This window comes from Nonomuraea sp. NPDC050547, from assembly GCF_044457345.1.
Taxonomy (GTDB): Bacteria; Actinomycetota; Actinomycetes; order Streptosporangiales; family Streptosporangiaceae; genus Nonomuraea.
Genome location: NZ_JBITGW010000001.1, coordinates 378,229 through 403,264 on the forward strand (window position 1 = coordinate 378,229; position 25,036 = coordinate 403,264).

The following is a 25,036-nucleotide window of genomic DNA, read 5'->3' on the forward strand; positions in this document are numbered from 1 at the left end:
AGTAGCACGGCGCTAAAATGAACGCTCTATCCAATAGGATGTGGAGTCATGAAGACCAAGGAGCGCATCGTCCGCTCGACCGCCCGCCTGATGCAGCGGCAGGGGTACGCGGCCACGGGCCTCAAGCAGATCTCCCAGGAGGCCGAGGCCACGCTCGGCTCGGTCTACCACTTCTTCCCCGGAGGCAAGACGGAGCTGGCGATCGCGGCCCTGCGGCACGGCGGCCAGGAGTTCGCCGGCATGCTGCGCGAGGCGCTGGAGCGCGAGGACGACCCGGCCACGGCGATCGCCGCCTGCGCCGACGAGCTGGCGGAGGGGCTGCGCGCCTCCCAATGGCTGGACGGGTGCCCCATCGTCATCACCGCGCTGGAGAGCACCGGCACGGCGCCGGACATCCAGCGGGCCGCGGAGGAGGAGTTCGCCGGCTGGCGGGAGCTGGTCGGCGGCAAGCTGCGCCGTAGCGGCTTCCCCGAGGACGTCGCCCACGAGCTCGCGCACACGGTGATCAGCACGCTGGAGGGGGCCGAGATGGCCGCCCAGGTCGCCGAGAGCGAGGAACCCCTGCGCATCGCGGGCCGCCACCTCGCCCGGCTCATCGCGTCCTACCGCTGAGAGCACGGGGCTCAACGGCGGGTTCGTGGCGGCGGGCCGCCCGCCGCTGGCTATCCTGTGGCACGTCGAGCCAGGTACGGCTCCCCACCACGAGCCCACCGGGAGGCGACCACCGTGACAGCCGTCCAGCGCCGCAGCCCATGGCCGGCGACGACGGTGGCGGCGCACGTGGTCCTGGCCCTCCTGACGGTGATCATCCTGGCGGCCGCCCGGTACCTCGGCGCGGACCTGTGGCAGGTCCTCACCGCCGCGGGCGCCGCCGCCCTGCTCCACGCGGGAGCGGAGGTGGCCCTCCGGCGGCCGTGGGCGGGGTACGCGATCGGCGCGCTGGGCATGCTCGTCCTGGTGACGCTGCCCTTCCCGGGCTGGTCACCGGTCATGCTGCCCTCCGCCGTGTTCTTCCCCCTGACGTTGTGGCGGCTGACCGGCCAGGTCCCGGTCAGGTCCTCGGCGCTCGCGCTGGCCGTCGCCGTGCTCGGGATCGTCCTCAACGAGCTGGTCTCGTGGGCCCGGCTGCCCCCTGGCGTTCCCTGGTGGACCCGCCTGAGTGAGGGCGGGCTGCTGATGCTCGTGGTCGGCGGTGTGTGGCTCGCGGCCCTTCTGCTCCGCCGCAGGCACGAGGCCCGCCGGCGAGCCGAGAGCGAACGACTGGCCGCGGCCATCGCGGACGAACGGGCCGGCATCCGCCGCGACCTGCACGACGTGATCGCCCACACGGTCACCGTCATGGTCGTGCGGATCGAGGCCGCGGCGGTGACGACGGCGGATCCGGCCACCCGCCGCGAACTCGGCGACATCGCCGAGGCCGGCCGGGACGCCCACCAAGGCCTGCGGGCGATGCTGGCCACGCTGGGCCCGGCCACCGCGGCGCCGCGCGGACAGGTTCCGATCTCGCTCGACGCCCTCCCCGACCTCGTGGCCTCGGCGGCGAGCCCGCTCCACACGGTGACGTTCGCGGAGGCGGGTGAGCGGCGGCCGCTGAGCCTGAGCGCCGAGGTCGCGGCGGTCCGTACCGTGCAGGAGGGCATCACCAACGCGCTGCGCCACCTCGAACCACCGGTCAAGGTGGCCGTTCACCTGCGCTGGAGCCCGAACGAGGTGACGGTGGAGGTACGCGACGACGGCGGCAAGGCTTCTCGAGAGGCCGGCAGCGCGGGAACCGGTCTCCTGGGAATCGAAGAACGCGTGCGTACCGCGGGCGGCACCCTGTCGATCGACGACGGGCACGACGGCTGGGTGCTGCGGGCGCGGCTCCCCACGAAGGAGGGCGCATGATCCGCGTCATGCTCGTCGACGACCAGGAACTGCTGCGGGCCTCGCTCCGTACGGTGCTGTCGGCCGACGAGCGCATCGAGGTCACCCACGACGTCGGGAACGGCGGCGAGGCGATCGAGGTCGTCCGGCGCCATCGCCTCGACGTGGTGCTGATGGACATCCGCATGCCCCGCATGGACGGGGTCGCCGCCACCGCGGAGATCGTGAGGATCGCACCGGCGACCCGGGTGCTCATGCTGACGACGTTCGACGACGACGAGCTGGTCGTGGCCGCCATCCGGGCCGGCGCGAGCGGCTACCTGACCAAGGACGTCCGGCCCGCCGCCCTGGCCCAGGCCGTGTGCGACGTCGCCTCCGGGACGTCCGCGCTGGCCCCGGGGGTGGCCGCGACGGTCCTTGATCTCGTACGGCAGGTGCCGATGCGCAGGGCGAAGGCCCTGGAGGGCCTCACCCCGCGCGAGGTCGAGGTCTTCGGCCTGCTGGCCCGCGGCAGGTCCAACGGCGAGATCTGCGCGGAACTGGTGCTGAGCGAGAACACCGTGAAGTCGCACGTCCGGGCCGTCCTGCAGAAACTGGACCTGCGCGATCGCGTGCACGCGGTGATCCACGCCTACGAGAACGGGCTCGTGGGCCGCGACGATCTGCCGCGCTGAGATCACACCTCTTGGGGTGATGTCCGCCCAGGTTCGGCGTCGTTGCTCGCCACGTCCGCGCTTTCCCCGTGTGACCTTGCCCTCGGCGGGATGACGGCCGCCGGTCGAGACGGTCGTCCGCGGCGGGGACAACCTGCTGCGTGCTCGGGGCGGTCGCGCAGACCGGAGCCTAGAGCCCGTCGTCCGCGTGCCAGTGGTTCTGCCAGCGCGGATCGATGACCTCGGTGGCCGACTGGTAGCGGATGTCGGTGGACAGGCGGACCAGTCCCTCCGGGTCGACGTTGTCCAGGGAGGCGTGGATGATGTGCGCGCCGTGCACCATCATGTCGCCGGCCCGGAAGCCGGTGACGAGCCAGCGGGCGTCGTGCTCCTCGGCCAGCGCGGGCAGGTCCGCGGTGATCGAGGCGGCGGGACGCCGGAGCGTGCCCGCGGCCTCCTCGGCCAGCACACGGCGGTGACTGCCTTCCAGATAGATGAGCGGCCCGCGCTCCACGGGGCAGTCTCCGAGCGGAATCCACGACGACAGCACCTTGTCGGTGCCCTCACGCAGGTAGACCAGGTCGTAGTGGGCCTGGGTGGCGGTGCCGACGCCCGTCTCGCCGGGTCCGACGTGCCGGATCAGCTTCCTGCGGTGCAGATGCACCTCCTCGGTGTCCAGCAGCCACCGGTAGAAGCCGGCTATCCGGGGGTGGCGGCACAACGCCTCGTACTCGGCGCCGGGGACGATGTCGCGAAACAGCACGCGGCGCATCGTCGCCCGGTCGAGGTCGCCGCCGCCGGCCCTGCCGAGCCGGGGGTCGCTGCCCGGCTCGGTGACGCCCGTCCCCTCCAGGGCAGCGAAGTAGTGGCGGCGGAACTCCAGGATCTCCGCCCGGTCGAGGAAGCCGGGCAGGAACAGGTAGCCGTCGCGGGCCAGCCGGCGCCGCAACGCGGCCCGGTCGTGGCGCTCGGCGGCGCGGACGGGCTCGAGCCGGCCGAGCCGCCGGGGGCTCGGATCGAGCCGGTGGCCGTTGGAGGTCAGGACATCTGTCGATACCGGTGCGGTCTCGGTGCGGAACATGACCCCATGTTCAGGGCATGGGCGGCCGTCATGGTATGCAGTGTTTCCGGAGCCGTTTGCACTTTTGTCGGGAGTTGGGTGGGGGTGCCGGTGCAGATCGCCCACTATCGGACCCCGCCCGATGGCGTCAGAGCCCTCGGCCTGGCCGTCACCGGAGCCGGCACCATCCTGGGCCAGGGCCGGCCCCGGCCCAGGCGGGCGCTGACGGGGTACGCCGGGGTCATGGTCACCTCGGGCACCGGGCATCTCGTCCTGCACGACCGCCCGGGACGGCACAGGATCGGGCCCGGCACCTTCTTCTGGCTCCCACCCGGAGTCCGGCACACGTACGGGCCCTCGGGCGGGACCTGGGACGAGCACTGGGTGCTGTTCGAAGGACCGAGCACCGGCGGCTACGAGAGCCTCGGCTACCTCGGTGGGGGAGTGGCGGCCGTGGAGGTGGCCGATCCCGCCTGGGTGGGGGCGGCGATGACCCGGCTGGTCGAGCTGACCGGACGGGCCACGTCCCTGCCCGACCACGTCGCGCTCGGCGCGGCGCTCCACGCGGTGATCCCCGCCGTGGGCCCGGGACGTCGGCTTCCGCCGGACCGGGCGCCCGCCTCGCCGCTGGGCCACCAGGCGATCGCGCTGCTCACCGCCGATCTGGAGCGCCCGGTGCGGATCGGTGAGGTGGCCCGGGAACTGTCCGTTTCGCGCGACACGCTGATCGCGGCGGTCCGCGCCGTCACCGGGGACACTCCGATCGACTACCTCACCCGGCACCGCCTGGACCGTGCGAAGGTGATGCTCGCCGACACCGACCTGCCCGTGGGCGCCATCGCCCGCAGGGTCGGGTACACCGGCCACGCCTACTTCACCCGCGTGTTCACCCAGCGGGCGGGAATGTCACCGACGGCCTTCCGCGAGCAGGCCTTCCGTGAGCAGGCCCCGCCGGAGGACCGCCCCGGCTGATCGCCGCGGTGGACCGCCGCGGTGGACCGCCTCGGCTGATCGCCTCGGAGGGCCGCCTCGGCTGGTCGCCGCGGACGGCCACACGCGGCAAGGGCCGCCGCCGCGGGATGCGGCGACGGCCCCGGAAGGGCGCTCACGCGGCGAGCACGCTCTTCTCGTAGGGGTGGCGGACCGCCTGCGGCCGCGGGGCCGGGCGGGTGAGCAGGGCCTCGGCCAGGTTCGCCTTGAGCGTCGCGGCGATCCGCACGACCGCCGGGAGCGTCAGGGCGAACAGCAGACCGGCCGCGGTGTTGAAGGCGACGAAGACGCCGTCGCCGTCACCCAGACCGAGCAGCGCCGGCAGGCCGCCGTCGAGCCCGGGGAGCTTGGCCAGCGCCCAGCCGTAGATCGGGAAGGTCAGCCCGGCGATGGCGCCGGCCCACCACACGGCCGTCAGGACGAAGGAGACGATCGCGAACGGCAGCGCCACGATCGCGTGCAGCAGGTCGAGGAAGGCCTGGCCGTTCGCGATCGGGGTCATCGTGCGGCGGAACCAGCCCGCGCCCGCGGGGGCGGCCGGGTACTCGGGCCGGGCCAGCGGCCGGCCGACGACGTCGGGCAGGGCGGCCCGCTCGGCGTCGGCGAACTTCCTGGCCAGGACCGCGGTCGCGGCGAGCACCGGGAGGCCGACGAAGGCCACGGCGCCGCCCAGACCTGCCGCCACGCCCGCGACGACCAGCACGAAGGCGATGACGGTGACCGGGAAGCCGATCAGGACATAGCGGGTGTCGGTGGTGATGCGGTGCTGGAGGGTTCTCATGGCGAAGACGCTACGGAGCGGGCGCGGGCGCGACGACCCTGCGTACCGGCGTCGTGGGGGTAGGGCTGTCCCTACCCTTGGCAAAGTTCATTAGATAGCTGTACTATCTAATGAACGCTATCCACGTGGAGGGGTCATGTTTCTCACTGTCATCGTGCTCGTGGTCGCCGTGCTGGGATTCCGGCTGCTGGGGGCGCTCGGGGTGGGCAGGTTCGCGTCGTGGCCGGTCAGCGCGGCGCACGGGATGGCCGTGCTGCTGGTGGTCACCGCGAGCGCGCACTTCGTGCCCTCGGGCTCGCCGCTGCCGATGCCGGGACACGCCGACATGGTGGCGATGGTGCCGCCGTTCGTCCCGTTCCCGAGTGCCGTCGTCTATCTGACCGGGGTGCTGGAACTGCTCGGGGCCGCCGGGCTCGTGTTCGCCCGTACCCGCTGGGCGGCCGGGTTCGCGCTCGCGGCGCTGTTCGTGGCGATGTTCCCGGCCAACGTCCACGCGGCGCTGGCGGGGGTCTCGTTCGCCGGCGGCGAGGCCACGCCGCTGTGGTTCCGCACGCCCGAGCAGGTGCTGTTCATCGCGGTCGCCCTCTGGGCGACCAGGGGTGCCGAGCGCGCGCTCCTGCCCGTTCCGCGCCGCCGTCCCGTCGCCGGATGAGGTACGGCTCAGCCGCCCGCCCCGGCGGCGAGGCGGCGTAGCACCTGGGCCCGTGCCCCGGCGTCGCGGACCTGGTCACGGGCGGCGAGGCGGCCGGCCACCCGCTCCCGGAGCTCGGCCGGCTTGTGGCTGTCGTACTTGAACTTCGCCCGCGCCTCGACGACCTCCAGCCGCAGGCCGCGGATGGCCGAGAGCATCTTGTGGTACGGCCCTTCGGTGGCCGACATCGCGCCGTGGCCGCCGCCGGGCTGGTGGTGGGCGAGCTGGCGGCGCAGGATCTCGGCCTTGCCCTCCCGCTCGTCCAGGATCTCGGCCCGGCAGATGAGCTGGACGGCGGCGTAGTAGCTGGTCGGCACGCCGTCCACGGGGGCGCGCCAGGTGGAGGGGATGTAGGCGTAGTCGTCGGCGACGGTCAGCGTCACCTGCGGGTCGGCCTCCAGCGCCGCCCAGATCGGGTTCGGCCTGGCCAGGTGCAGGCACACCTCCCGCTCGCCGTCGAACAGGAAGTGCGAGGGGACGACCACCGGCGGCCCGCCGTCCACCCCGTTGGCCGCCAGCAGGCCGAAGTCGCGCCCGCGCAGCCATTCGTGCCACTCGTCCTCGCTGCGGGCGGCGTCCCAAGGATGAATCAGCATCTTGAAAATCCCTTTGTACTAATACAAAATAGACTTTGTGCTAGTAAGCTACACGTTCGCTGGCGGGACGGCCAGCGAGATCGCCGCCGGCATCGAGGCGGCCGTGGCCGAAGGCGCGCTCGCGCCCGGCTCCGCCCTCCCGACCGTGCGCGAGCTCGCCGCCAGGACCGGCGTCAACGCCAACACCGCCGCCTCCGCCTACCGCCTGCTGCGCGAGCGCGGCGTCGTGGAGACCGCCGGCCGCCGCGGCTCGCGCGTCAGGCCCCGCCCGGCCAGCACCGCCCGCGAGGACATCCGCATCCACGTCCCGCCCGGCGCCCGCGACCTGTCGCGCGGCAACCCCGACCCCGCGCTGCTGCCCGACCTCACCGACGCCCTGGCCGCCGCCGCCCGCGCCCACGCCGCCGGCCCTGCCCTGTACGGCACCGCGGACCTCCCCGACCTCGTGGCCCACGCCGCCGCGGCCTTCGAGGCCGACGGCATCCTCGGCGGCGCCCGCCCGGCGGTCACCTCGGGCACGCTGGACGCGGTGGAGCGCGTGCTGACCATGCGCCTGCGACCGGGCGACGGCGTGGCCGTGGAGGACCCCGGCTGGTCGGCCGCCCTCGACCTCGTCACCGCCCTGGGGCTGCGCCCGGTCCCGGTGCCGGTCGACGACGACGGCCCCTGCGCCGCCGGGCTGGAGCGCGCCCTGGCCGCGGGCGCACGGGCGGTCATCGTCACCGCCCGCGCCCAGAACCCCACCGGAGCGGCCGTATCGGCCGGCCGCGCCGCCGCCCTGCGCCCCCTGCTGGCGGCGTACCCGCAGGTCCTGCTCATCGAGGACGACCACGCCGCGGGCCTGGCCAACCTGCCCATCCACACGCTGACCGGCACCACGGCCCACTGGATCCTGACCCGCTCCACCGCCAAGTCCCACGGGCCCGACCTGCGCCTGGCCGTCGTCACCGGCGACGCCCAGACCGTCGACCGCCTGCGCGGCCGCCAGCGGCTGGCCGCGGGCTGGGTCAGCCACCTCCTGCAGCGCACCGTCGCCCACCTCTGGCAGACCGGCGCGGTGTCCACCGCGCACGTCGCCGCCTCCTACACCGCGCGCCGCCAGGCCCTCATGGACGCCCTGGCCGGACACGGCATCCCCGCGCACGGCCGCAGCGGACTCAACGTCTGGATCCCCGTCGCCGACGAGACCACCGCCATTACCGGCCTGCTCGCCCACGGCTGGGCGGCCGCCCCCGGGGCCCGCAACCGCCTCGCCACCCCGCCCGCGATCCGCGTCACGGTGGCGGCGCTGACGCTGCGGGAAATCCCCGCCGTGGCGACCGCCCTCGCCGCCGCCGTCCTCCCGGCGACACAGGGCCGTTACGGCTGACGCCCCGGCGCGGGGCCGTTACGGCTGATGCCGTGGCTCAGCCGTTCAACCGACGACGCAGGGATGCCCCTGCTCAGCCGAGCAGGTCGTAGACCAGCTCGCCGCCGATCACGGTGGCCAGCACGGCGATGTCCCTGATGCTCCGCGGCGCGACCGCCAGCAGGTCGTCGGACAGGACCGCGAAGTCGGCCAGCCTGCCCCGCGTCAGGGTCCCCTTGAGGTGCTCGTCGAAGACCGCGTACGCCGACCCGGAGGTGTAGGCGCGCAGGGCCTGCTCCGCGGTCAGCGCCTCGCCGGGATTGAACGGCCGCCCGCCCGAGGTCCGCTGGTTGACCAGGTCGTGGATGCCCAGCAGCGGCGCCCCCTCGACCACGGGGCAGTCGGAGCTGCCCGGCAGCACGATCCCGGCCTCCAGGAACGAACGCTGCCGGTAGCACCCGGCCGACCGCTCGGGTCCCAAGGCGGCGAGCATGCCGTCGCCGATCTCCGAGATGAACCGCCCCTGCGGCACCGGGATGACGCCGAGCGCGGCGATCCTGGCCACCTGCGCGGGGCTGGTGACGGCGCAGTGCTCGATGCGGTGGCGGGCGTCGGTCCTCGGCCAGCGCGCCTGGGCCTCGGCGTAGGCGTCCAGGACCACGTCGACGGCGCGGTCGCCGATGGCGTGCGCGGCCACCTGCCAGCCGGCCCGGTGGGCGCGCAGGATGAACGCGTGCAGCGCCTCGGCCTCTTCCTGCAGGAAGCCCCGGTTGCCCGGCTCGCCGGCGTAGTCGCAGCACATGGCGGCGGTACGCCCGATCAGCGAGCCGTCGGAGAAGACCTTCACCGGACCCAGGCGCAGCCGCTCGTCGCCCAGCCCGGGACCGATGCCGAGATCGAGGCCGAAGCCGTCGCCGACCTCGTGCAGGTTGGGCGAGCCCGGCATCAGGACGGCGCGCTGGAGCAGCAGCCCGCGGCGCACCGCCTCCTGGAACGCGGCCACGTCCTGCGGGCCGTTCCCGGCCAGCCCCCGGCCGACGCCGGGCTCGGCGAAGCTGGTCAGCCCCTCCGCCGCCGCGACCCGCGAGGCCAGGCCGATGCCCTCCACGAACTCCTCCTGCGCCACCGGCCGCAGCACCCGGTGCGCCAGGTCCTGCGCCTGCTCGGTCAGCAGCCCGTCGGGCCGGCCGTCCCGGCCCCGGCCGACCGAACCGCCGGGCACGTCCGGCACGTCCAGGCCGGGAAATCCCATCAGCGCGAACGCGGCGGTGCTGGCCACGCCCATGTGGCCCGAGTTGTGCTGCAGCCAGACGGGCCGCCCGCCGGCCGCGCGGTCGAGCGCCTCGCGCTCCGGGTGCGCGCCGAGCTTGTTCTGGTCGTAGCCGGCGCCGCGTACCCACGCATCTCGCGGCAGCTCGGCCGCGCGCGCGGCCACGAGCGCGTAGAGCTCGCCGAGCGTGCCGACCCGCAGGTCCAGCTCGCGCAGCCGCTGGCCGCGCATGCTGAGGTGGTGGTGGGCGTCGTTGAATCCGGGTACGGCGGGCCGCCCGCCCAGGTCGATCACCCGCTCGGCGGTGAGCCCGTCGAGCTCCTCGTCCAGCCCCGCGATCCGGCCGCCGAACACGCCGAGCCGGGAGGCGGATGGCCGGTCGGGGTCCAGCGTGGTGAACCGGCCGTTGACGTAGAGCGCGTCGAGGCGCATCACACCTCCACAGGAGTCGGGCGGGCGGCCGAGCGGCGGCTCAGGGCCAGCACGCAGGCCATGGTGAGCAGGATGACGACCAGGTACTGGCCGACGACGGCCCAGATCGTCCCGGTCGAGCTGAGCAGCGCCTGGGCGATCATGGGCGTGGTGCCGCCGATCAGCGCCCCGCACAGCTGGTAGGCCAGCGAGATGCCGGTGTAGCGGATCCGGGCGGGGAAGGCCTCGGCCAGGAAGCCGGCCAGCGCGGCGTAGGAGGAGCCGCTGAAGACGACGCTGAGCGCCAGGCCGATCGTGGCCCACGCCGGCGAGCCGGTGCCGACCATCAGGAACGTGACCGGCGTGCACACGATCAGCGCGGTGAACGCGATCAGCATGTACTTGGCCGCGCCCATCCGCTGGCCGAGGACCGCGCCGATCGGCTGGGTGACGAACTGGGTGACCGAGACGATCAGCAGCACGTTGAGCATGGTGCTCTTGGTGATGCCCAGGTCGGTGGTGGCCCAGGACAGGATGAAGGTGTTGGTGAAGTAGGCGGAGGCGATGCCGACGCCGCTGGCGCCGATGCCGAGCAGGACGAGCGTCCACGACGTGCGGAAGACCTCGGCGACGGGGAGCTTCACGACCTCGCGCTTCTCGCGCATCCGCACGAACTCCGGCGACTCCTCCACCCGCAGCCGGATGACCAGGCCGACGATGACCAGGACGGCCGACATCAGGAACGGGATGCGCCAGCCGTAGGACAGGAAGGCGTCCTCCGGCATGAGGCTGACCAGGGCGAACACGCCGGTGGCCAGGATGGATCCGGCGGGGGAGCCCTGCTGGGCGAAGGCGGCGTAGAAGACGCGCTTCGGCCCGGCGTGCTCGGCGGCGATGAGGACGGCGCCGCCCCACTCGCCGCCGACGGCGATGCCCTGGACGAAGCGGAGCGTGGCCAGCAGGATCGGGGCCAGGATGCCGATGGAGGCGTAGGTGGGCAGGACGCCGACCAGGGTGGTGGCGCCGCCCATGAGCAGCAGCGTCGCGACGAGCGTGCCCTTGCGGCCGATACGGTCGCCGAGGTGGCCGAAGATCACGCCGCCCAGCGGCCTGGCCAGGAAACCCACCCAGAACGTGGCGAAGGACGCCATCACCCCCGCGGTCGGGCTGGCCTCGGGGAAGAACAGCCTGCCGAAGACCAGCGCGGCGGCCGTGCCGTAGATGTAGAAGTCGTACCACTCGATGGAGGTTCCGACGAAGGACGCGATTCCGGCGCCACGGGGATTGCTCATGAGGGGGGTTCCTAGGCGAAGTGGTGGAGTTGGGCCAGCGGCACCTGGGTGGCGGGGTCCATGCTCACCTCGGCGCCGTCCACGAGGACGGGTCCGGGTTCGCGGGGGACCACCACCGACGGCGTCGCGATGTTTCGGTACATGTCGATGCGGGTGAGGCCGCGCGCGTTCTTGATCGCCGCGTACCGGAGCCCGCGGGGCAGCGCGTCCCTGCTGTCGGCGGCGTCGAGGGCGTCGTGGGCGACGAAGATCCGCGACAGCTGCGCGGGCGCGTCGCCGAGGCCGCCGAAGTAGTCGCGGTAGACGCGGGGCTGGGTCAGCCGCGTGGATCCGGACCCGCTACCGGACACCCCATGGGCGACAAATCCGGACTTGATGACCAGCTCCGGCTTCGCCCCGAACCACGCCGGATGCCACAGCACGATGTCGGCCAGCCGCCCCGGTAGCAGCGTGCCCACCTCGTGCGCCATCCCGTGCGCCACCGCCGGATTGACCGTGAGCTTGGCCAGATACCGCAGAATCCGCTCATTGGCGTTCCGCGCGCCCCCGCCGGGCCCGGCAGCGCCGGTCACCGCGAGCTCGCGGAGTTCGTGCAGGTGGGCGAGCTGCCAGGTACGGCGCACCGTCTCGGCCACGCGGCCCATGCCCATGGAGTCGGAGTTCACGATGCTGATCGCGCCCAGGTCGTGCAGGACGTTCTCGGCCGCGATGCCGTGCGCGCGCACCCGGCTCCTGGTCACCTCGACGTCGCTGCCGATGTGGTGGTTCTGCCGGTGCACGGTCATCGTCATCGGGAACAGCTCGCCGACCGTGTTCGTCGTGTACGGGATCGTCGGCGTCGTCGAGGACGGCAGCACGTGCGGCTCGCTGAGGATCTCCAGCAGGTCGGGATGCCCGCCGCCCCCCTCCACGTGGTAGGCGTGCACGGTCCGCCCCCGCGTCGCCGAGATCGTGTCGGCCAGGTAGCCCGACTCGTTCATCGAGTCGGAGTGCAGCGCCACCGGCAGGTCGGCGTCCTCGGCCACCCCGAGACAGGTGTCGATGATGCGCGGCGTCGCCCCGAAGTCCTCGTGGATCTTGAAGCCTCCCGCGCCGGCCAGCACCGCCTCCTCCAGAAGCCGCCGCGAGCTGGAGGAGCCGCGGGCCAGGAAGGCGACGTTCAGCGCGGTCCCGCGCCAGGCGGACATGAGCATGTGCAGGTTGCGCGCCGGGTTCACGCCGACGTCCCACACTCCGCCGAGCCCCATGCCGACCACGGTCGTGACACCGGAGGCCAGCGCCGCCGGGGCGATCTGGGGAGAGGACAGGTGCACGTGCGAGTCCACGATGCCCGGCGTCGCGATCAGGCCCTCGCCCGGCACGATCGCGGTGTGCGAGTCGACGATCGCGCCCTGGAACGGCACGACCCGCCCGTCCTTGACCCCGATGTGCGTCTTGCGCACCCCGAGCACCGGGTCGATCAGCACGACGCCGGCCACGACCAGGTCCAGCGCCGACTCCCGGTCGCCGCGCGGGCGGGCCAGCAGGCCGTCGCGCAGCGTCTTGCCGCACCCGCCCAGCAGTTCGTCGCCGTGCGGGACGTCGTCGTGCTCGACCTCGGCCCACAGGCTCGTGTCGCCCAGGCGGATCCGGTCGCCGGTGGTGGGGCCGTAGATCGCGTTGTAGGTCTCGCGGTCGATTCCGGGTGTGGTCATGACTCGATCACCTCCACGTCGACGCTCTCGCCGGGGCGGAACGCGGTAGCCGTACCGGCTGGGATGTCCAGGCGCAGGCCGGATGGGTCGCGGTCGAAGGTCAGCGCCGCGTTGACCTCCCCGAGCGGGAAGTGCGAGGAGACGAAGACCGTGCGCGCGCCCTCGTTGGTCACCCGCAGCCTGGCGCGCCGGCGGCCGGGGTTGATCTCGACCGGCTCGGCGGCGGTCCGCACCGCGCCGGGGCCGCCCTCGCGGGCCGGGCCGATGGGGGCGTCGACGGCGACCAGCGCGGTGCCGTTCGGGAAGAGCGCCTCGACCTGGACGTGCGTGACGAGCGCGGCGACGCCGTCCATGACCTCGCCCTCGTCCAGGACGGCCTTCGCCCCCGCGATGACCTCCTCCAGGGACAGGCCGTCCCAGGCGAGCTCCAGGATCTCGTCACAGATGAGGGCGATGGACTCGGGCGCATTGAGCGGGCGGCCGCGGGCGCGGCGGCGGCGGGCGAGCTCCGCGAGCGTGAAGATGGTGAGCCGCTCCTGCTCACGAGGCGTCAGATGCACGTGCTACCTCCCTTGCGGCCACCGTAAGCCCAGGTCACGGAGGTGGCCAACGGTGATACGGCGCGTAAACAACGCGTTAGATTGTGCATATGACCAACGATGTCGTCTCGCGGCTGGCCACGCGATGCCTGAGCGGCTACGACGACCTCATCGACGCCTGGCTGCCCGAGGTGATGGCCATCGAGCCCTACGCGCGCGGGCTCGTGCCGCCGGAGGAGGTGCGGGCGGGGGCGCGGGTGGGGTTCGCGCTGATCCTGCGCGTGCTGGCCGACGGGCGTACCCCGGAGGAGCTCGCCCCGCATTCGGAGGGCATGGGCGAACGCCGGGCCGGGCAGGGCGTGCCCCTGGAGTCGCTGCTGGCCGCGGCGCGGCTGGACGCCAAGGTGCTGTGGCACGGCCTCATCGCCCAGGCCGGACCGGACGACCTGCCCGGCCTGCTGCGCTCGGCGAACCTGGTGTGGGAGGCGGTCGAGCAGCACAACACCGGCCTGATGACCGGCTACCAGCGGGCGGTGCTGGAGATGGGCCGCCAGCGCGAGGACCAGCGGCGCACGTGGTTCGCCCGGCTGCTGGACAACGACGGCCGCAACCCCGACGTGGTGCGCGACGCCGGACGGGTCCTCGGCTTCGACACCGCCGCCGCCTTCGTCGCCGTCGTCACCGACGGCAGCACGGGCCCGCTCCGGTCAGGTTCCGCGCCGTCCTCATCGCTGGCCGACCCCGCCGCGGGCGCCTCGCTCCGTGCGGCGCTCTCCACGCTGAGCTCGCTCGGCCTGCGCCTGCACCGCCACGACGCGCCGACCGGCGACATCCTCGTCGTCCAGCTCCCGGCCCGCGCGGGCGGGGCGGAACGCGTGGTGCTCGACGCGCTGGCGGGCGTCCCCTGTGGCGTCTCGCCCGAGGTGGCGGGCCTGGCGAGAATCCCCCACGCCGTACGGCTGGCCGCCGCGACCGCCCGCGCCTCGGCGCCGGAGGGCGGCCCGGTCCGCCTGGAGGACAGCTGGCTGGAGGTCTTCACCGCCCACAATCCCGAGCTGTCGGCCGAACTGGCCGCCCGGGTCCTCGGCCCCCTCTACACGGTGGGCGCGGCCGAGCGGGAACGGCTCCTGGAGACGGTCCGCGTGCACCTGGCCGGCGACGGGGCGATCGCCGCCACCGCCGCCGCCCTGTATTGCCACCGCAACACCGTCCAGCACCGCTTCGCCCGCTTCAAGGACCTGACGGGCCGCGACGTCCGCGCACCCGAGGACGCCGCGGTGATCGCGCTGGCCCTGCGCGCGGCCACGTTCTGACCTACTCGGTGACCGTCCTGGCGGGGGCCGGGTCCAGGTGGTCGGCGGTGCGGCGCAGGGTGCGGGCCAGCCGGACCCTGACGCGTTCGACGTCTCGGCCGGGCTGTCGCGGGGCATCGGGCAGCGCGGTGCGAAGGCCGTCCTCGTACCCCATCGCCGTCTGGTGGGCGAGCACTTGCATGGCATCCATGTTGCCTCCTTAATCCATTAAGAGCTTAACTGATTAAGAAACGGTTCGCTAGGGTGTGTGGATGACCGAGCGAGTGACCCTGCAGACGATCGCGGACCGCGTGGGCGTCTCGCGCGCCACGGTCTCCTACGCCTTCTCCCGCCCCGACCAGCTCAGCGCCGAGTTGCGCGAGCGCATCCTGCGGGTGGCCGACGAGCTCGGGTACGCCGGCCCCAACCCGACCGCGCGATCCCTGAGACTCGGCAGGGCGGGGGCGCTGGGCCTGATCTTCACCGAGACGCTGCCCTACGCCTTCGCCGACCCGTACGCGATCGGCTTCCTGCAAGGGCTCGCGGTCGCGGCGGAGGAGGCCGCGGTCGGGCTGCTCATCCTGCAGCAGCCGCGCGGCGTCGAACGCACCGAGCTGGTGCGCGACGCCGTGGTGGACGCCTTCTGCGTGTTCTCGCTGCCCGACGGGCACGCGGCGCTCGACGCCGTGCTGGCCAGGCGGCTGCCGACGGTGATGGTGGACGAGCCGTTCGTGGAGGGCGTGCCGTTCGTGGGGATCGACGAACCGGCCGCGGCCGGATCGGCCGCGCGGCACCTGCTCGACCTCGGCCACAGACGGGTCGGGCTGGCCGTCGTCGGGCTCCACCAGGACGGCCGCCACGGCTGGGCCGACGTCGGACGGCAGGAGAGCGCGGTCTTCCAGGCCATGCGCAACCGGATCCTCGGCTACCGCGCCGCCTTCGAGGCCGGAGGAGTCGACTGGGCGGACGTGCCGGTCTACGAGGTGGTGGGCAACGAGCGCGAGGCGGGCCGCGAGGCCGGCCGGGCGCTGCTGGCCCGCTCACCCCGGCCCACGGCGGTGCTGTGCAACACCGACGTGCTGGCGCTCGGCGTGCTGGACGCGGCGGCGGAGGCGGGCGTCAAGGTGCCCGGCGAGCTGTCGGTGGTCGGCTTCTCCGACAGCGCGGCGGAGGAGGCGGACCTCACCTCGGTCAGGCAGCACAGCCAGCTCGCCGGCCAGACCGCGGGCCGGCTGCTCCTGTCGGGCGACCCGCGGCCCGAGCGGCTGCTGCTCCCGCACGAGCTGAACGTCAGGAACAGCACCGCCGCGGCCCCGTCCTAGAGCGGGGCGTCGCGCAGGTCCTTGAGCGCCTGGATGTCGATGCGGTACTCCGGCGGCTTGCCCGGCGTCTCGATGCAGACCGGGACCCCGGCCACGATGTCGTGCCGGAACAGCTCGCCGAAGGCGGCCAGCCCGATCTCGCCCTGGCCGATCTTCTCGTGGCGGTCCTTCTTGGAGCCGCAGACGTCCTTGGAGTCGTTGGCGTGGACCAGCTTCAACCGGCCCGGCGCGATCTTGTGCAGCGCGTCGAGGGTCTCGGTGACGCCGCCCTCCTTGGCCAGGTCGTGCCCGGCGGCGAAGGCGTGGCAGGTGTCGAAGCAGATGCCCGCCTTCGGGTGCCAGTCGAGCGCCGCGAGGTAGGGCTCCAGGTCCTGGACCGTCGCGCACAACATCGCGCCCTGCCCGGCCATCGGCTCCAGCAGCAGGTCGGGGCCGCCGTCGGGGATCTCCTCCAGGAGCGGCAGCAGGTGCTCGTGCAACTGCGCCATCGCGGCCTCGCGCGGCTGCGTGACCGCCGAGCCGGTGTGCACGACCACGCCCTTGGCGCCCGTCTCGACACCGCGCCGCAGCGTGTAGCGGGTCAGCTCGATGGAGTTGGCGAGCGTGTCGGGGTTGGGCGAGCCGAAGTTGACCAGGTAGGGGATGTGGATGAAGCTCTCCACTCCCGACTCGGCGAGCTTGGCGTCCTCGTCGGGCTTGCGCTCGGTCAGCGCCCACGAGCGCGGGTTGGTGACGAAGACCTGCATCATCTCGGCGCCGATGTCGGCCATGAACTTCAGGCCGCCGGTGGCCAGGCCGCCCGCGACGGAGACGTGCCCGCCGATGAGTGAAGTGGGAGTCATGATGGCGTCCAGTCTATCGCCGCGCTCCGCCCGTCTCCGTCGCCCTGACCTCTCTTTACCCGCCTAGCCCAGCCGCAGCGCCAGGAAGAAGTCCACCCGGTCCTCCAGCCGCGACAGGTCGCGCCCGGTGAGGTCCTGGATGCGCTGGATGCGGTAGCGCAGCGTGTTGACGTGCACGTGGAGCAGCTCGGCGCACTTGGTCCACGACCCCGAGCACAGCAGGAACGCCTCCAGCGTGCGCACCAGGTCGGCCCGGTGCACCTGGTCGTAGGAGCGCAGCGGGTCCAGCAGCCGCACCCGGAACATGTGCCGCACGTCGTCGGGCACCGACGCCAGCAGCAGCACGTGCGTGGCCAGTTCGTCGTGGCCCACGACCGCGTCGGGTTCGGCCCTGCCCTCGGCCATCCGGCGCGCGTAGCGGGCCTCCTCGACCGCGCCGTGCAGGCCCTCCACCTGCGCCTGGCCGCTCACCCCGACCTTGAGCCTGCTGCCGCCGAGCCCGGGTGCCAGCGCGTGTACGGCGTCGCGTACCCGGCCGGTGACGTCCTCGCCGGTCGCCGGCACGAGGGCGATCGTCTCGTCCTCGACGACGCCGACGACGGGGCGCAGGCCGTACAGGATCTCCTTGACGACCGCCCGCAGCTCGCCGGGGCGCAGGCTGCCCCCCGCCGCGGCGGCGACGGCGACGTAACCGGCCGCCTCGGCCAGGCCGGTCACCTGCAGGCGCGGCAGGATGTCGCTGGGCCGTCCGTCGGTGAGCACGAGCCGGACCAGTTCCTGGCCGATGCGGCCCTCGGGGCTGAGCCGGTCGTCCAGCCGCATGCGCTCCAGCGCGGCGACGGCCGCCAGTTCCGCGGCCAGCGCGAGCCGTTCCTCCGGCCAGTCGTCCATGGAGCCCTCGAAGGCCACGAACCAGTCGGCCACCCGCGAGGTGGTCTGCTCGTCCACGGGGAAGATCGTGTGGCCGCCGCGTACGCACGGCAGCCGCTTGGCCGTCAGGAACGCCCTGGCCAGCATGGCCGGGTCGGCAGGCGGCTCGGCGCCGGCCACGGTACGGCCGGAGGCGGTCAGCACCCAGCCGCGCATGCCGAGGTCGCGCCCGATCATCTCCATCACGGGGTCGAGCCCGGCGCCGGAGACGAGCTGGCGGTGCCGGTCGAGCACGGCTTTGACGTCGGAGGCCCGCGCGCCCGACAGCCGGCGCACGATGTGCTCGGTCACCTCGGCGAACCCGAGCGCCTGCGGCACGTGGAACAGCGGCACCCGGTGCTTCTCGCACGCGGCCACCAGGTCGGCGGGCAGGCCGCCGGAGGCCGCCTCGCAGGCGCCCAGCCCCGAGACCCCGGCGGCGGCCAGCGCGGCCACGAACGTCTCGCTGTCGGCGGGGGAGCCGCGCCAGATGAGGCCGGTCAGGACGAGTTCGCCGCCGCTCAGGTAGCGGCCGGGGTGGAGCAGGTCGGTGGTGACGACCCAGCGCAGCGGCCGGTCGAGTTCGTCGTGCCCGACCACGGTCGACAGGCCCAGTTCGGGCATCTCCAGCAGCGCGTTGAGTCGCATGCACGGACAGTACCCGCGGGTGCGGGCCCCAAGAACTTGGAGCATGACACGAAAAGTCCTGACCAACCCCTGGAGCAGTTCGGAGTTCTTGCGGATGGACCGGGCACGAGAGCCCTGTGTGTACTTCTGACATGCCGAACCTGCAGACCGTGTCCGGGCTGGCCGACTTCAACGCCCTCGGCCCGGCCGACGCCGAGCGCGAGCTGATGGCCTGCTGCGCCTCGCCCGCCTTCGCCAGGACCGTGGCCGCGCTGCGGCCCCACCGGGACCTGGCCCAGCTCACCGCCGCCGCCGACACCGCGGTGCGCGCGCTGGAGTGGCCCGAGGTGCTGGAGGCGCTCGGCGCCCACCCGAGGATCGGCGAGCGCACCACGGAGAAGTGGTCGCGTCAGGAGCAGGCGGGAGTCGGCGACGACGTGCTGGCCGAGCTCGCGCGGGGCAACCGGGACTACGAGGACAGGTTCGGCCACGTGTACCTCATCTGCGCGACCGGCCTGAGCGGCCGCCAGATGCTGGACCGCCTCAACGAGCGCCTGCTCAACGACGAGGAGGCCGAGCGCCGCGTGGTACGCGACGAGCTCGCCAAGATCACCCGGCTGCGCATGGCGAAGCTGGTGGGCGTGGCATGAGCTTCTCCACCCACATCCTGAACGCCGCGACGGGCCGCCCCGCCGCGGGAGTCCCCGTACGGCTGGAGCGGGACGGCGAGGTCGTGGCCGAGGGCCGCACCGACGACGACGGCCGGATCAAGGGCTGGAACCCCGGCCGGGGCGTGCACCGCGTCGTCTTCGACACCGGCGCGCTGAGCGCCTTCTACCCCGAGGTGGTCATCACCTTCGCCGTCGAGGACCCGGACCAGCACTACCACGTGCCGCTGCTGCTCAGCCCGTTCGCGTACTCCACTTATCGAGGGAGCTAGATGCCTGTCATTCTCGGGCCCAACCGCTACGGAAAGGCGGAGACCAGGGTCGTCCGGGTCGTGCGGGACGGCGGTGTCCATCACATCAAGGACATCAACGTCAGCTCGGCCCTGTCCGGCGACATGGCCGATGTCCACCTGACCGGCAGCAACGCGGCCGTTCTCCCCACCGACACGCAGAAGAACACGGCCTTCGCCTTCGCCAGGAAGCACGGCGTCGACCAGATCGAGGACTTCGCCCTCCTGCTGGCCAGACACTACGTCGACAGCCAGCCCACGATCGGCCACGCCCGCGTGGAGATCGAGGAGTACGCCTGGCGGCGCATCCCCGTCTCCGGCGAGCACCGGCACTCCTTCGTCCGCGACGGGCAGGAGGTGCGCACCTGCGTGGTCCACCACGACAGGGACGGCCGCACCACCGTCGTGTCCGGCCTGAAGGACCTCGTGGTGCTCAACTCGACCGGCTCGGAGTTCCACGGCTACATCGAGGACGCGTACACGACGCTGAAGCCCACCACCGACCGCATCCTCGCGACCGCCGTCAGCGCCCGGTGGCGGCACACAGGCGAAGCCTCCTCCTTCGGCACGTCCTACGACGAGGTACGGCGCTGCCTGCTCGAAGCCTTCGCCGACACCCACAGCCTCTCCCTCCAGCAGACCCTCTACGCCATGGGCAGGCGGGTGCTCGACACCCGCGAGGAGGTCTGCGAGATCAGGTTCGCGATGCCGAACAAGCACCACTTCCTCGTGGACCTGGCGCCGTTCGGGCTCGACAACGACAACGAGGTCTACTACGCGGCCGACCGGCCCTACGGGCTGATCGAGGGCGCCGTCCTGCGGGACGACGCCCCTGAGGCCGCCTTCGCCTGGGAGTGACTGACTGATGGAGTTCTTGCGGCCCACCACGTGGGCGGAGGCGCTGGCCGCCAAGGCGGACCAGCCGGAGGCCGTGCCCATCCAGGGCGGCACCGACGTGATGGTGGAGATCAACTTCGACGTGCACCGGCCGCCGGCGCTGCTCGACCTCAACCAGGTGGGCGAGCTGGCCACCTGGTCGCGGGAGGGCGGCACCTACCGGGTCGGGGCGGGCCTGCCGTACGTGAAGATCATCGAGGAGCTCGGCGGGGTGCTGCCGGGGCTCGCGCAGGCCTCGCGGACGGTCGGCTCGCCGCAGATCCGCAACCGCGGCACCGTCGGCGGCAACCTCGGGGCGGCCTCGCCCGCGGGCGACAGCCATCCGCCGTTGCTGGCGGCCGGGGCGGTCGTCGAGGTGGAGTCGCGGGCGCGCGGCGTGCGGATGATCCCGGCGCACGAGTTCTACCTGGGCGTCAAGCGCAGCGCGCTGGAGCCGGACGAGCTGATCAGGGCGGTGCGGGTCGAGGCAGCGGGCGGGCCGCAGTACTTCTCCAAGGTCGGCACCCGCAACGCCATGGTCATCGCGGTCTGCTCGTTCTCGGTCGCGCTGCACCCCGGCGAGCGCCGGGTCGGAACCGGGATCGGCTCGGCCGCCCCCACCCCGCGCCGCGCCCTTGAGGCCGAGGAGTTCCTGGCGAACGAACTCGACTGGGACGCCCGCCTCGACTCCGCGGTGCTCAGGCGCTTCGGCGAGTTGTGCTCCCGCGCCGCCTCGCCGATCGACGACGTGCGCGGCACCGCCGACTACCGCAGGCACGCCATCGCCGTGATGGCGCGCCGCACGCTCACCTGGGCGTGGAACGACTACCGGAAAGTGAGGGCCGCCTGATGAGGGTCTCCTTCACCGTCAACGGCCGCGAAGAGTCCGTCGACGACGTGTGGGCCGGAGAGAGCCTGCTGTACGTGCTGCGCGAGCGGGTCGGCCTGCCCGGCTCCAAGAACGCCTGCGAGCAGGGCGAATGCGGCTCCTGCACCGTCTACCTAGACGGCACGCCGGTCTGCGCCTGCCTGGTCGCCGCGGGTCAGGCCGAGGGCCGCCAGGTCCGCACGGTCGAGGGCCTGGCCGACGGCGACCGCCTCGACCCCGTGCAGGAGGCGTTCGTCGAGTGCGGCGCCGTGCAGTGCGGATTCTGCACACCCGGGCTGATCGTGCAGGCGCACGACCTCATCGGCAGAGTGCCCGACCCGTCCGACGCGGAGATCCGCGAGGCGCTCGCGGGCAACCTGTGCCGCTGCACGGGCTACGAGAAGATCCTCGACGCGGTACGGCTGGCCGCGTCCCGAAAGGCCGTCACCCCATGATCATCGAGAACGTCTACATCGCGCCGGTCACCGGCCCCGAGATCCCGTCCGGATACATCCGGATCGAGGGGGACCGGATCACGGAGGTCGGCTCCGGCGCCGCCGCGCCGGACCCCGGCGAGACCCGCGTCGACGGCACCGGCTGCCTGGCCACGCCCGGCCTTGTCAACACCCACCACCACCTCTACCAGTGGGCCTCGCAGGGCCTGGCCCAGGACGCCACCCTGTTCGAGTGGCTGGTCGCCAGCTACCAGGTGTGGGCCGCCATGGACGCCGAGGTCGTCAAGGGCGCCGCCGCCGCCGGGCTCGGCTACCTGGCGCTGTCGGGCTGCACGCTCTCCAGCGACCACCACTACGTCTTCCCGAAGGGCCGCGGCGACCTGTTCGCCGCCGAGATCGAGGCCGCCAGGGAGCTGGGCATCCGCTTCCACCCCGCCCGCGGCTCCATGGACCGCGGTCAGTCGCAGGGCGGCCTGCCGCCGGACGTGGTGGTCGAGGACCGCGACACCGTCCTGGCCGCCACCTCCGAGGCCATCGACGCCTACCACGACCCGTCGTTCTCCTCGAAGCTGCGCGTCGCGGTCGCGCCCTGCTCGCCGTTCTCGGTCACCGCCGAGTTGATGACCGACGCCGCCGAGCTGGCCAGGGCCAAGGGCGTACGTCTGCACACGCACCTGGCCGAGACGCTCGACGAGGACGAGCACTGCGTCGAGGCGTTCGGCGTGCGGCCGGTCGACTACATGGAGAAGCTCGGCTGGCTCGGCCCCGACGTGTGGTTCGCCCACACCGTGCACCTGAGCGACGCCGACATCGACAAGTTCGCCGCGACCGGCACCGGCGCCGCCCACTGCCCCTCCTCCAACGGCCGCCTCGGCGCCGGCATCGCCCGCGTCTCCGAGATGCTGCGGCGCGGGGCCAACGTCGGGCTCGGCGTCGACGGCAACGCCTCCTCCGAGCTGACCACGCTGTCCGGCGAGATGCGCCAGGCGTTGCTGTTCCAGCGCGCCGCGCACGGGCCCACCGCGCTCACCGCCCGCCAGGCGCTGGAGATGGCCACCATGGGCGGCGCGCGCAACCTCGGCCGCGCCGGCGAGCTCGGCTCGCTGGAGGCCGGCAAGCTCGCCGACATCGCGCTGTGGCGCGTCGACGGCGCCTTCGCCGGCGCCGTCGATGACCCCGTCTGCCAGCTGGTGTTCGCCACCCGGCAGCCGCCGCTGGCCCGCCTGCTCGTCGGCGGCGAGAGCGTCGTCGAGAACGACGAGCTGAAGACCGTCGACCAGGACGCGTCGGGACGCGCGGGCGCCGAGGCGCACCGGCGCCTGATGCGGCTGGCGCGGGAGCGGGGATTCTCCGTCGCCAAGGAGGTACACACGTGACACTCCCGCTGCGCGCGCCGCACGAGATCGCCGCCCCCGGCATCGGGGGAGTGGGCGAGAGCACGTTGCGGCCCGACGGGACCCTCAAGGTCAAGGGCGAGTTCGCCTACGCCTCCGACCTGTGGGCGGAGGGGATGCTGTGGGGCGCGACGCTCCGCAGCCCCCATCCGCGCGCCCGCATCGTCTCGATCGACACCGCCGCCGCACTCGCCCATCCGGGGGTGCGCGCCGTACTCACGCACGAGGACGTCCCCGGCCGCAAGCACTACGGGCTCGACCTCACCTGGGACCAGCCCGTGCTGGCCATCGGCGAGGTACGCCACCAGGGCGAGGCGATCGCGCTCGTCGCGGCCGACCACCCCGAGACCGCCCGCCGCGCGCTCGACAAGATCGCGATCGAGTGGGAGATCCTGGAGCCGCTGATCGACGCCAGGCGGGCCGCTTTCGACCCTTCCTACCCGCGGGTGCAGGACCGGCCGAACCCGGCCCGCCACCAGCCGGTCAGGGTCGGCGACGTCGAGGCCGTGCGCGCCGCCGCCGAGGTCGTGGTCACCGGCACCTACGAGGTCGGTATCCAGGACCAGGCCTTCCTCGGCCCGGAATCCGGCCTCGCGGTGCCCGCGGAGGACGGCGGCGTCGAGCTGTACGTCGCCACCCAGTGGATGCACAACGACCTCAAGCAGATCGGCCCCTGCCTCGGCCTGCCCGAGGACCGCATCCGGATGACGCTGTCCGGGGTCGGCGGCGCGTTCGGCGGGCGCGAGGACCTGTCCATGCAGATCCACGCCGCCATGCTCGCCCTGCGCACCGGCGCGCCGGTCAAGATGATGTACAACCGGCACGAGTCGTTCTTCGGCCACGTGCACCGGCATCCGGCCCAGATGCGCTACGAGTACGGCGCGTCCCGGGACGGCAAGATCCTCTACGCCGACGTGGAGATCGTCCTGGACGGCGGCGCGTACACCTCGGCCACGCTCAACGTCGTGGGCAACGCCGCTTCGCTCGGCGTCGGCCCCTACGAGATCCCGAACGTCAAGATCGACGCTTATGGCGTCTACACCAACAACCCGCCCTGCGGGGCGATGCGGGGGTTCGGCGCGGTCCAGGCGTGTTTCGCCTACGAGTCCATGATGGACAAGCTGGGTGAAGCCTGCGGGATCGACCCGGTGACCATCAGGCGAACAAACGCCGCCTCCCAAGGGTCCGCGCTGGCCACCGGGCAGATCATCCACGCGCCACTGCCCATGAAGGACATGCTCGCCCAGGCCCGCGACCTGCCCATGCCCCCTCCGCTCGACAGTTCCGACCTCCGCAACCTGCCCGGCGGCGCCTCCCAGACCACCCACGGAGAGGGGGTACGGCGGGGCGTCGGCTACGGCGTCGGCCTCAAGAACATCTGTTTCTCCGAGGGCTTCGACGACTACTCCACAGCCCGGGTGCGCCTGGAGGTCATCGGCGGGGCCGCGACCGCGCTGGTGCACACGGCCGCCGCGGAGGTCGGCCAGGGGCTGGTGACCATCGAGGCCCAGATCGCTCGCACCGAGCTGGGAATCGAGAACGTGGTCATCCATCCGGCCGACAACCAGGTGGGCAGCGCGGGGTCGTCGTCGGCGTCGCGGCAGTCGTACATGACGGGCGGCTCGGTCCAGGCGGCCTGCTGGGCCGTACGCGATCGCCTCTTCGCCCTCGTGGACGGGGTGTACGACGATTTGTCGCTCGCCGGGGGAAAAATCATCTCTGCCTCGCGGGGAGTGGTCGCGAGCATCGAGGACGTCCTGGGCGACCAGGTCATCGAGGAGACCCGCGAGTACCACCACCACCCCACCACCGGCATGGACCCGGTCACCGGCCAGGGCGACACCCACACCCAGGTCGCGCTCTGCGTGCATCGCGCCGTCGTCGACGTCGACGTGGAACTCGGCCTGGTGAAGGTGGTCGAGCTGGCTGCCGTCCAGGACGTCGGCAAGATCCTCAACCGCCTCTCCCTGGAAGGCCAGATCCACGGCGGCACCGCCCAGGGCCTCGGCCTCGCCGTGATGGAGGAGATCGTGGTCAGCGACGGCAAGGTACGCAATCCGTCCTTCACCGACTACCTCATCCCCACCATCCTCGACATGCCGCCCATGCGGCTGGAGATCCTCGAGAACGCCGACCCGCGGGCCCCATACGGGCTGCGTGGCGCCGGAGAGCCACCCACGCTCTCCTCCACCCCGGCCATCGTCGCGGCCATCCGCGACGCCACGGGGCTCGCACTCCACCGAGTGCCTGTGCGTCCGGAGCACATCACGGGATGAACCACTCCGGGTGAGTTGATCAACAG

Annotated in this window: 25 protein-coding genes; 15 read left to right on the forward strand and 10 right to left on the reverse strand. The window is 72.9% G+C overall.

Translation table 11 applies throughout. From position 1 onward, the window contains the following. Positions 1-48 precede the first annotated feature (48 nt). From ACIBHY_RS01750 to ACIBHY_RS01760, 3 genes are all read left to right on the forward strand, one after another. Positions 49-612: a TetR/AcrR family transcriptional regulator gene (locus ACIBHY_RS01750; protein WP_397245873.1), complete on the forward strand. Its 564-nt coding sequence runs from the start codon at positions 49-51 to the stop codon at positions 610-612. A gap of 114 nt (positions 613-726) precedes the next feature. After that, positions 727-1,887 carry a sensor histidine kinase gene (locus tag ACIBHY_RS01755; RefSeq protein WP_397305629.1) on the forward strand — a complete coding sequence of 387 codons (1,161 nt, stop codon included), beginning with the start codon at positions 727-729 and terminating at the stop codon, positions 1,885-1,887. Then, on the forward strand, positions 1,884-2,540 hold the full coding sequence (locus ACIBHY_RS01760) for a response regulator (RefSeq protein ID WP_397245877.1): 657 nt from the start codon (positions 1,884-1,886) through the stop codon (positions 2,538-2,540). The genes ACIBHY_RS01755 and ACIBHY_RS01760 overlap by 4 nt, the downstream gene beginning before the upstream one ends. A gap of 169 nt (positions 2,541-2,709) precedes the next feature. Here the strand turns inward: ACIBHY_RS01760 and ACIBHY_RS01765 are convergent, their stop codons facing one another. Next, entirely contained in the window at positions 2,710-3,600 is an 891-nt protein-coding gene (locus tag ACIBHY_RS01765; RefSeq protein ID WP_397305630.1) for a phytanoyl-CoA dioxygenase family protein, read from the reverse strand. Between the two features lie 84 nt (positions 3,601-3,684). Between ACIBHY_RS01765 and ACIBHY_RS01770 the strand changes: the two genes are divergently transcribed. Beyond that, positions 3,685-4,551, forward strand: a complete 867-nt coding sequence (locus ACIBHY_RS01770; protein WP_397305631.1) for a helix-turn-helix domain-containing protein — start codon at positions 3,685-3,687, stop codon at positions 4,549-4,551. A 133-nt stretch (positions 4,552-4,684) separates the two neighbouring features. Here the strand turns inward: ACIBHY_RS01770 and ACIBHY_RS01775 are convergent, their stop codons facing one another. Beyond that, the gene (locus ACIBHY_RS01775) at positions 4,685-5,350 is read right to left on the reverse strand and encodes a sensor domain-containing protein (RefSeq protein ID WP_397305632.1); all 666 of its coding nucleotides are present in this window, start codon (positions 5,348-5,350) and stop codon (positions 4,685-4,687) included. A 136-nt stretch (positions 5,351-5,486) separates the two neighbouring features. Between ACIBHY_RS01775 and ACIBHY_RS01780 the strand changes: the two genes are divergently transcribed. Next, positions 5,487-6,002 carry a hypothetical protein gene (locus tag ACIBHY_RS01780; protein WP_397305633.1) on the forward strand — a complete coding sequence of 172 codons (516 nt, stop codon included), beginning with the start codon at positions 5,487-5,489 and terminating at the stop codon, positions 6,000-6,002. A gap of 8 nt (positions 6,003-6,010) precedes the next feature. Here the strand turns inward: ACIBHY_RS01780 and ACIBHY_RS01785 are convergent, their stop codons facing one another. Beyond that, the gene (locus ACIBHY_RS01785) at positions 6,011-6,637 is read right to left on the reverse strand and encodes an FMN-binding negative transcriptional regulator (protein WP_397245887.1); all 627 of its coding nucleotides are present in this window, start codon (positions 6,635-6,637) and stop codon (positions 6,011-6,013) included. Positions 6,638-6,674: 37 nt separating this feature from the next. Between ACIBHY_RS01785 and ACIBHY_RS01790 the strand changes: the two genes are divergently transcribed. Then, positions 6,675-8,006, forward strand: a complete 1,332-nt coding sequence (locus tag ACIBHY_RS01790; protein ID WP_397305634.1) for an aminotransferase class I/II-fold pyridoxal phosphate-dependent enzyme — start codon at positions 6,675-6,677, stop codon at positions 8,004-8,006. A 73-nt stretch (positions 8,007-8,079) separates the two neighbouring features. Here ACIBHY_RS01790 and ACIBHY_RS01795 read toward each other — a convergent pair whose 3' ends face one another. Genes ACIBHY_RS01795 through ureA form a run of 4 tightly spaced genes read right to left on the reverse strand, consistent with a single transcriptional unit; the run spans position 8,080 to position 13,212 of the window. Further along, entirely contained in the window at positions 8,080-9,687 is a 1,608-nt protein-coding gene (locus ACIBHY_RS01795) for an amidohydrolase (RefSeq protein ID WP_397305635.1), read from the reverse strand. Further along, a complete protein-coding gene (locus ACIBHY_RS01800; RefSeq protein WP_397305636.1) occupies positions 9,687-10,958 on the reverse strand; it encodes an MFS transporter in 1,272 nt (423 codons plus the stop codon). The genes ACIBHY_RS01795 and ACIBHY_RS01800 overlap by 1 nt, the downstream gene beginning before the upstream one ends. Positions 10,959-10,969: 11 nt before the next feature. After that, positions 10,970-12,652 (reverse strand): urease subunit alpha, encoded by a 1,683-nt coding sequence (locus tag ACIBHY_RS01805; protein WP_397305637.1) that lies wholly within the window; start codon positions 12,650-12,652, stop codon positions 10,970-10,972. Further along, positions 12,649-13,212 carry an urease subunit gamma gene (gene ureA / locus ACIBHY_RS01810; protein ID WP_397245897.1) on the reverse strand — a complete coding sequence of 188 codons (564 nt, stop codon included), beginning with the start codon at positions 13,210-13,212 and terminating at the stop codon, positions 12,649-12,651. The genes ACIBHY_RS01805 and ureA overlap by 4 nt, the downstream gene beginning before the upstream one ends. 89 nt (positions 13,213-13,301) lie before the next feature. Between ureA and ACIBHY_RS01815 the strand changes: the two genes are divergently transcribed. Beyond that, entirely contained in the window at positions 13,302-14,504 is a 1,203-nt protein-coding gene (locus ACIBHY_RS01815) for a PucR family transcriptional regulator (protein WP_397305638.1), read from the forward strand. Position 14,505: 1 nt separating this feature from the next. On the opposite strand, the gene ACIBHY_RS01820 is transcribed toward ACIBHY_RS01815, so the two are convergent. Beyond that, positions 14,506-14,694 (reverse strand): hypothetical protein, encoded by a 189-nt coding sequence (locus tag ACIBHY_RS01820; protein WP_397105412.1) that lies wholly within the window; start codon positions 14,692-14,694, stop codon positions 14,506-14,508. A 61-nt stretch (positions 14,695-14,755) separates the two neighbouring features. Between ACIBHY_RS01820 and ACIBHY_RS01825 the strand changes: the two genes are divergently transcribed. Next, on the forward strand, positions 14,756-15,805 hold the full coding sequence (locus tag ACIBHY_RS01825; protein ID WP_397305639.1) for a LacI family DNA-binding transcriptional regulator: 1,050 nt from the start codon (positions 14,756-14,758) through the stop codon (positions 15,803-15,805). Here the strand turns inward: ACIBHY_RS01825 and ACIBHY_RS01830 are convergent. Both ACIBHY_RS01830 and ACIBHY_RS01835 read right to left on the reverse strand, forming a co-directional pair. Next, positions 15,802-16,647, reverse strand: coding sequence for a deoxyribonuclease IV (locus tag ACIBHY_RS01830; RefSeq protein WP_397305640.1), 846 nt, complete (start codon positions 16,645-16,647; stop codon positions 15,802-15,804). The genes ACIBHY_RS01825 and ACIBHY_RS01830 overlap by 4 nt on opposite strands. A 63-nt stretch (positions 16,648-16,710) precedes the next feature. Further along, positions 16,711-18,204, reverse strand: a complete 1,494-nt coding sequence (locus tag ACIBHY_RS01835; RefSeq protein WP_397305641.1) for a PucR family transcriptional regulator — start codon at positions 18,202-18,204, stop codon at positions 16,711-16,713. 131 nt (positions 18,205-18,335) lie between these two features. On the opposite strand from ACIBHY_RS01835, the gene uraD reads away from it, so the two are divergent. Genes uraD through ACIBHY_RS01870 form a run of 7 tightly spaced genes read left to right on the forward strand, consistent with a single transcriptional unit; the run spans position 18,336 to position 25,010 of the window. Then, positions 18,336-18,833 (forward strand): 2-oxo-4-hydroxy-4-carboxy-5-ureidoimidazoline decarboxylase, encoded by a 498-nt coding sequence (gene uraD, locus ACIBHY_RS01840; RefSeq protein WP_397245907.1) that lies wholly within the window; start codon positions 18,336-18,338, stop codon positions 18,831-18,833. Further along, positions 18,830-19,123, forward strand: a complete 294-nt coding sequence (uraH, locus tag ACIBHY_RS01845; protein ID WP_397245909.1) for a hydroxyisourate hydrolase — start codon at positions 18,830-18,832, stop codon at positions 19,121-19,123. The genes uraD and uraH overlap by 4 nt, the downstream gene beginning before the upstream one ends. After that, positions 19,124-19,999, forward strand: a complete 876-nt coding sequence (pucL, locus tag ACIBHY_RS01850; protein ID WP_397305642.1) for a factor-independent urate hydroxylase — start codon at positions 19,124-19,126, stop codon at positions 19,997-19,999. A gap of 7 nt (positions 20,000-20,006) precedes the next feature. Further along, positions 20,007-20,867 (forward strand): FAD binding domain-containing protein, encoded by an 861-nt coding sequence (locus ACIBHY_RS01855; RefSeq protein WP_397245913.1) that lies wholly within the window; start codon positions 20,007-20,009, stop codon positions 20,865-20,867. After that, a complete protein-coding gene (locus tag ACIBHY_RS01860; RefSeq protein WP_397245915.1) occupies positions 20,867-21,340 on the forward strand; it encodes a (2Fe-2S)-binding protein in 474 nt (157 codons plus the stop codon). The genes ACIBHY_RS01855 and ACIBHY_RS01860 overlap by 1 nt, the downstream gene beginning before the upstream one ends. Continuing rightward, a complete protein-coding gene (locus tag ACIBHY_RS01865) occupies positions 21,337-22,716 on the forward strand; it encodes an 8-oxoguanine deaminase (RefSeq protein WP_397245917.1) in 1,380 nt (459 codons plus the stop codon). Before ACIBHY_RS01860 ends, ACIBHY_RS01865 begins: the two co-directional genes overlap by 4 nt. Then, the gene (locus tag ACIBHY_RS01870; RefSeq protein WP_397305643.1) at positions 22,713-25,010 is read left to right on the forward strand and encodes a xanthine dehydrogenase family protein molybdopterin-binding subunit; all 2,298 of its coding nucleotides are present in this window, start codon (positions 22,713-22,715) and stop codon (positions 25,008-25,010) included. Before ACIBHY_RS01865 ends, ACIBHY_RS01870 begins: the two co-directional genes overlap by 4 nt. The last annotated feature ends 26 nt before the right edge of the window (positions 25,011-25,036 follow it).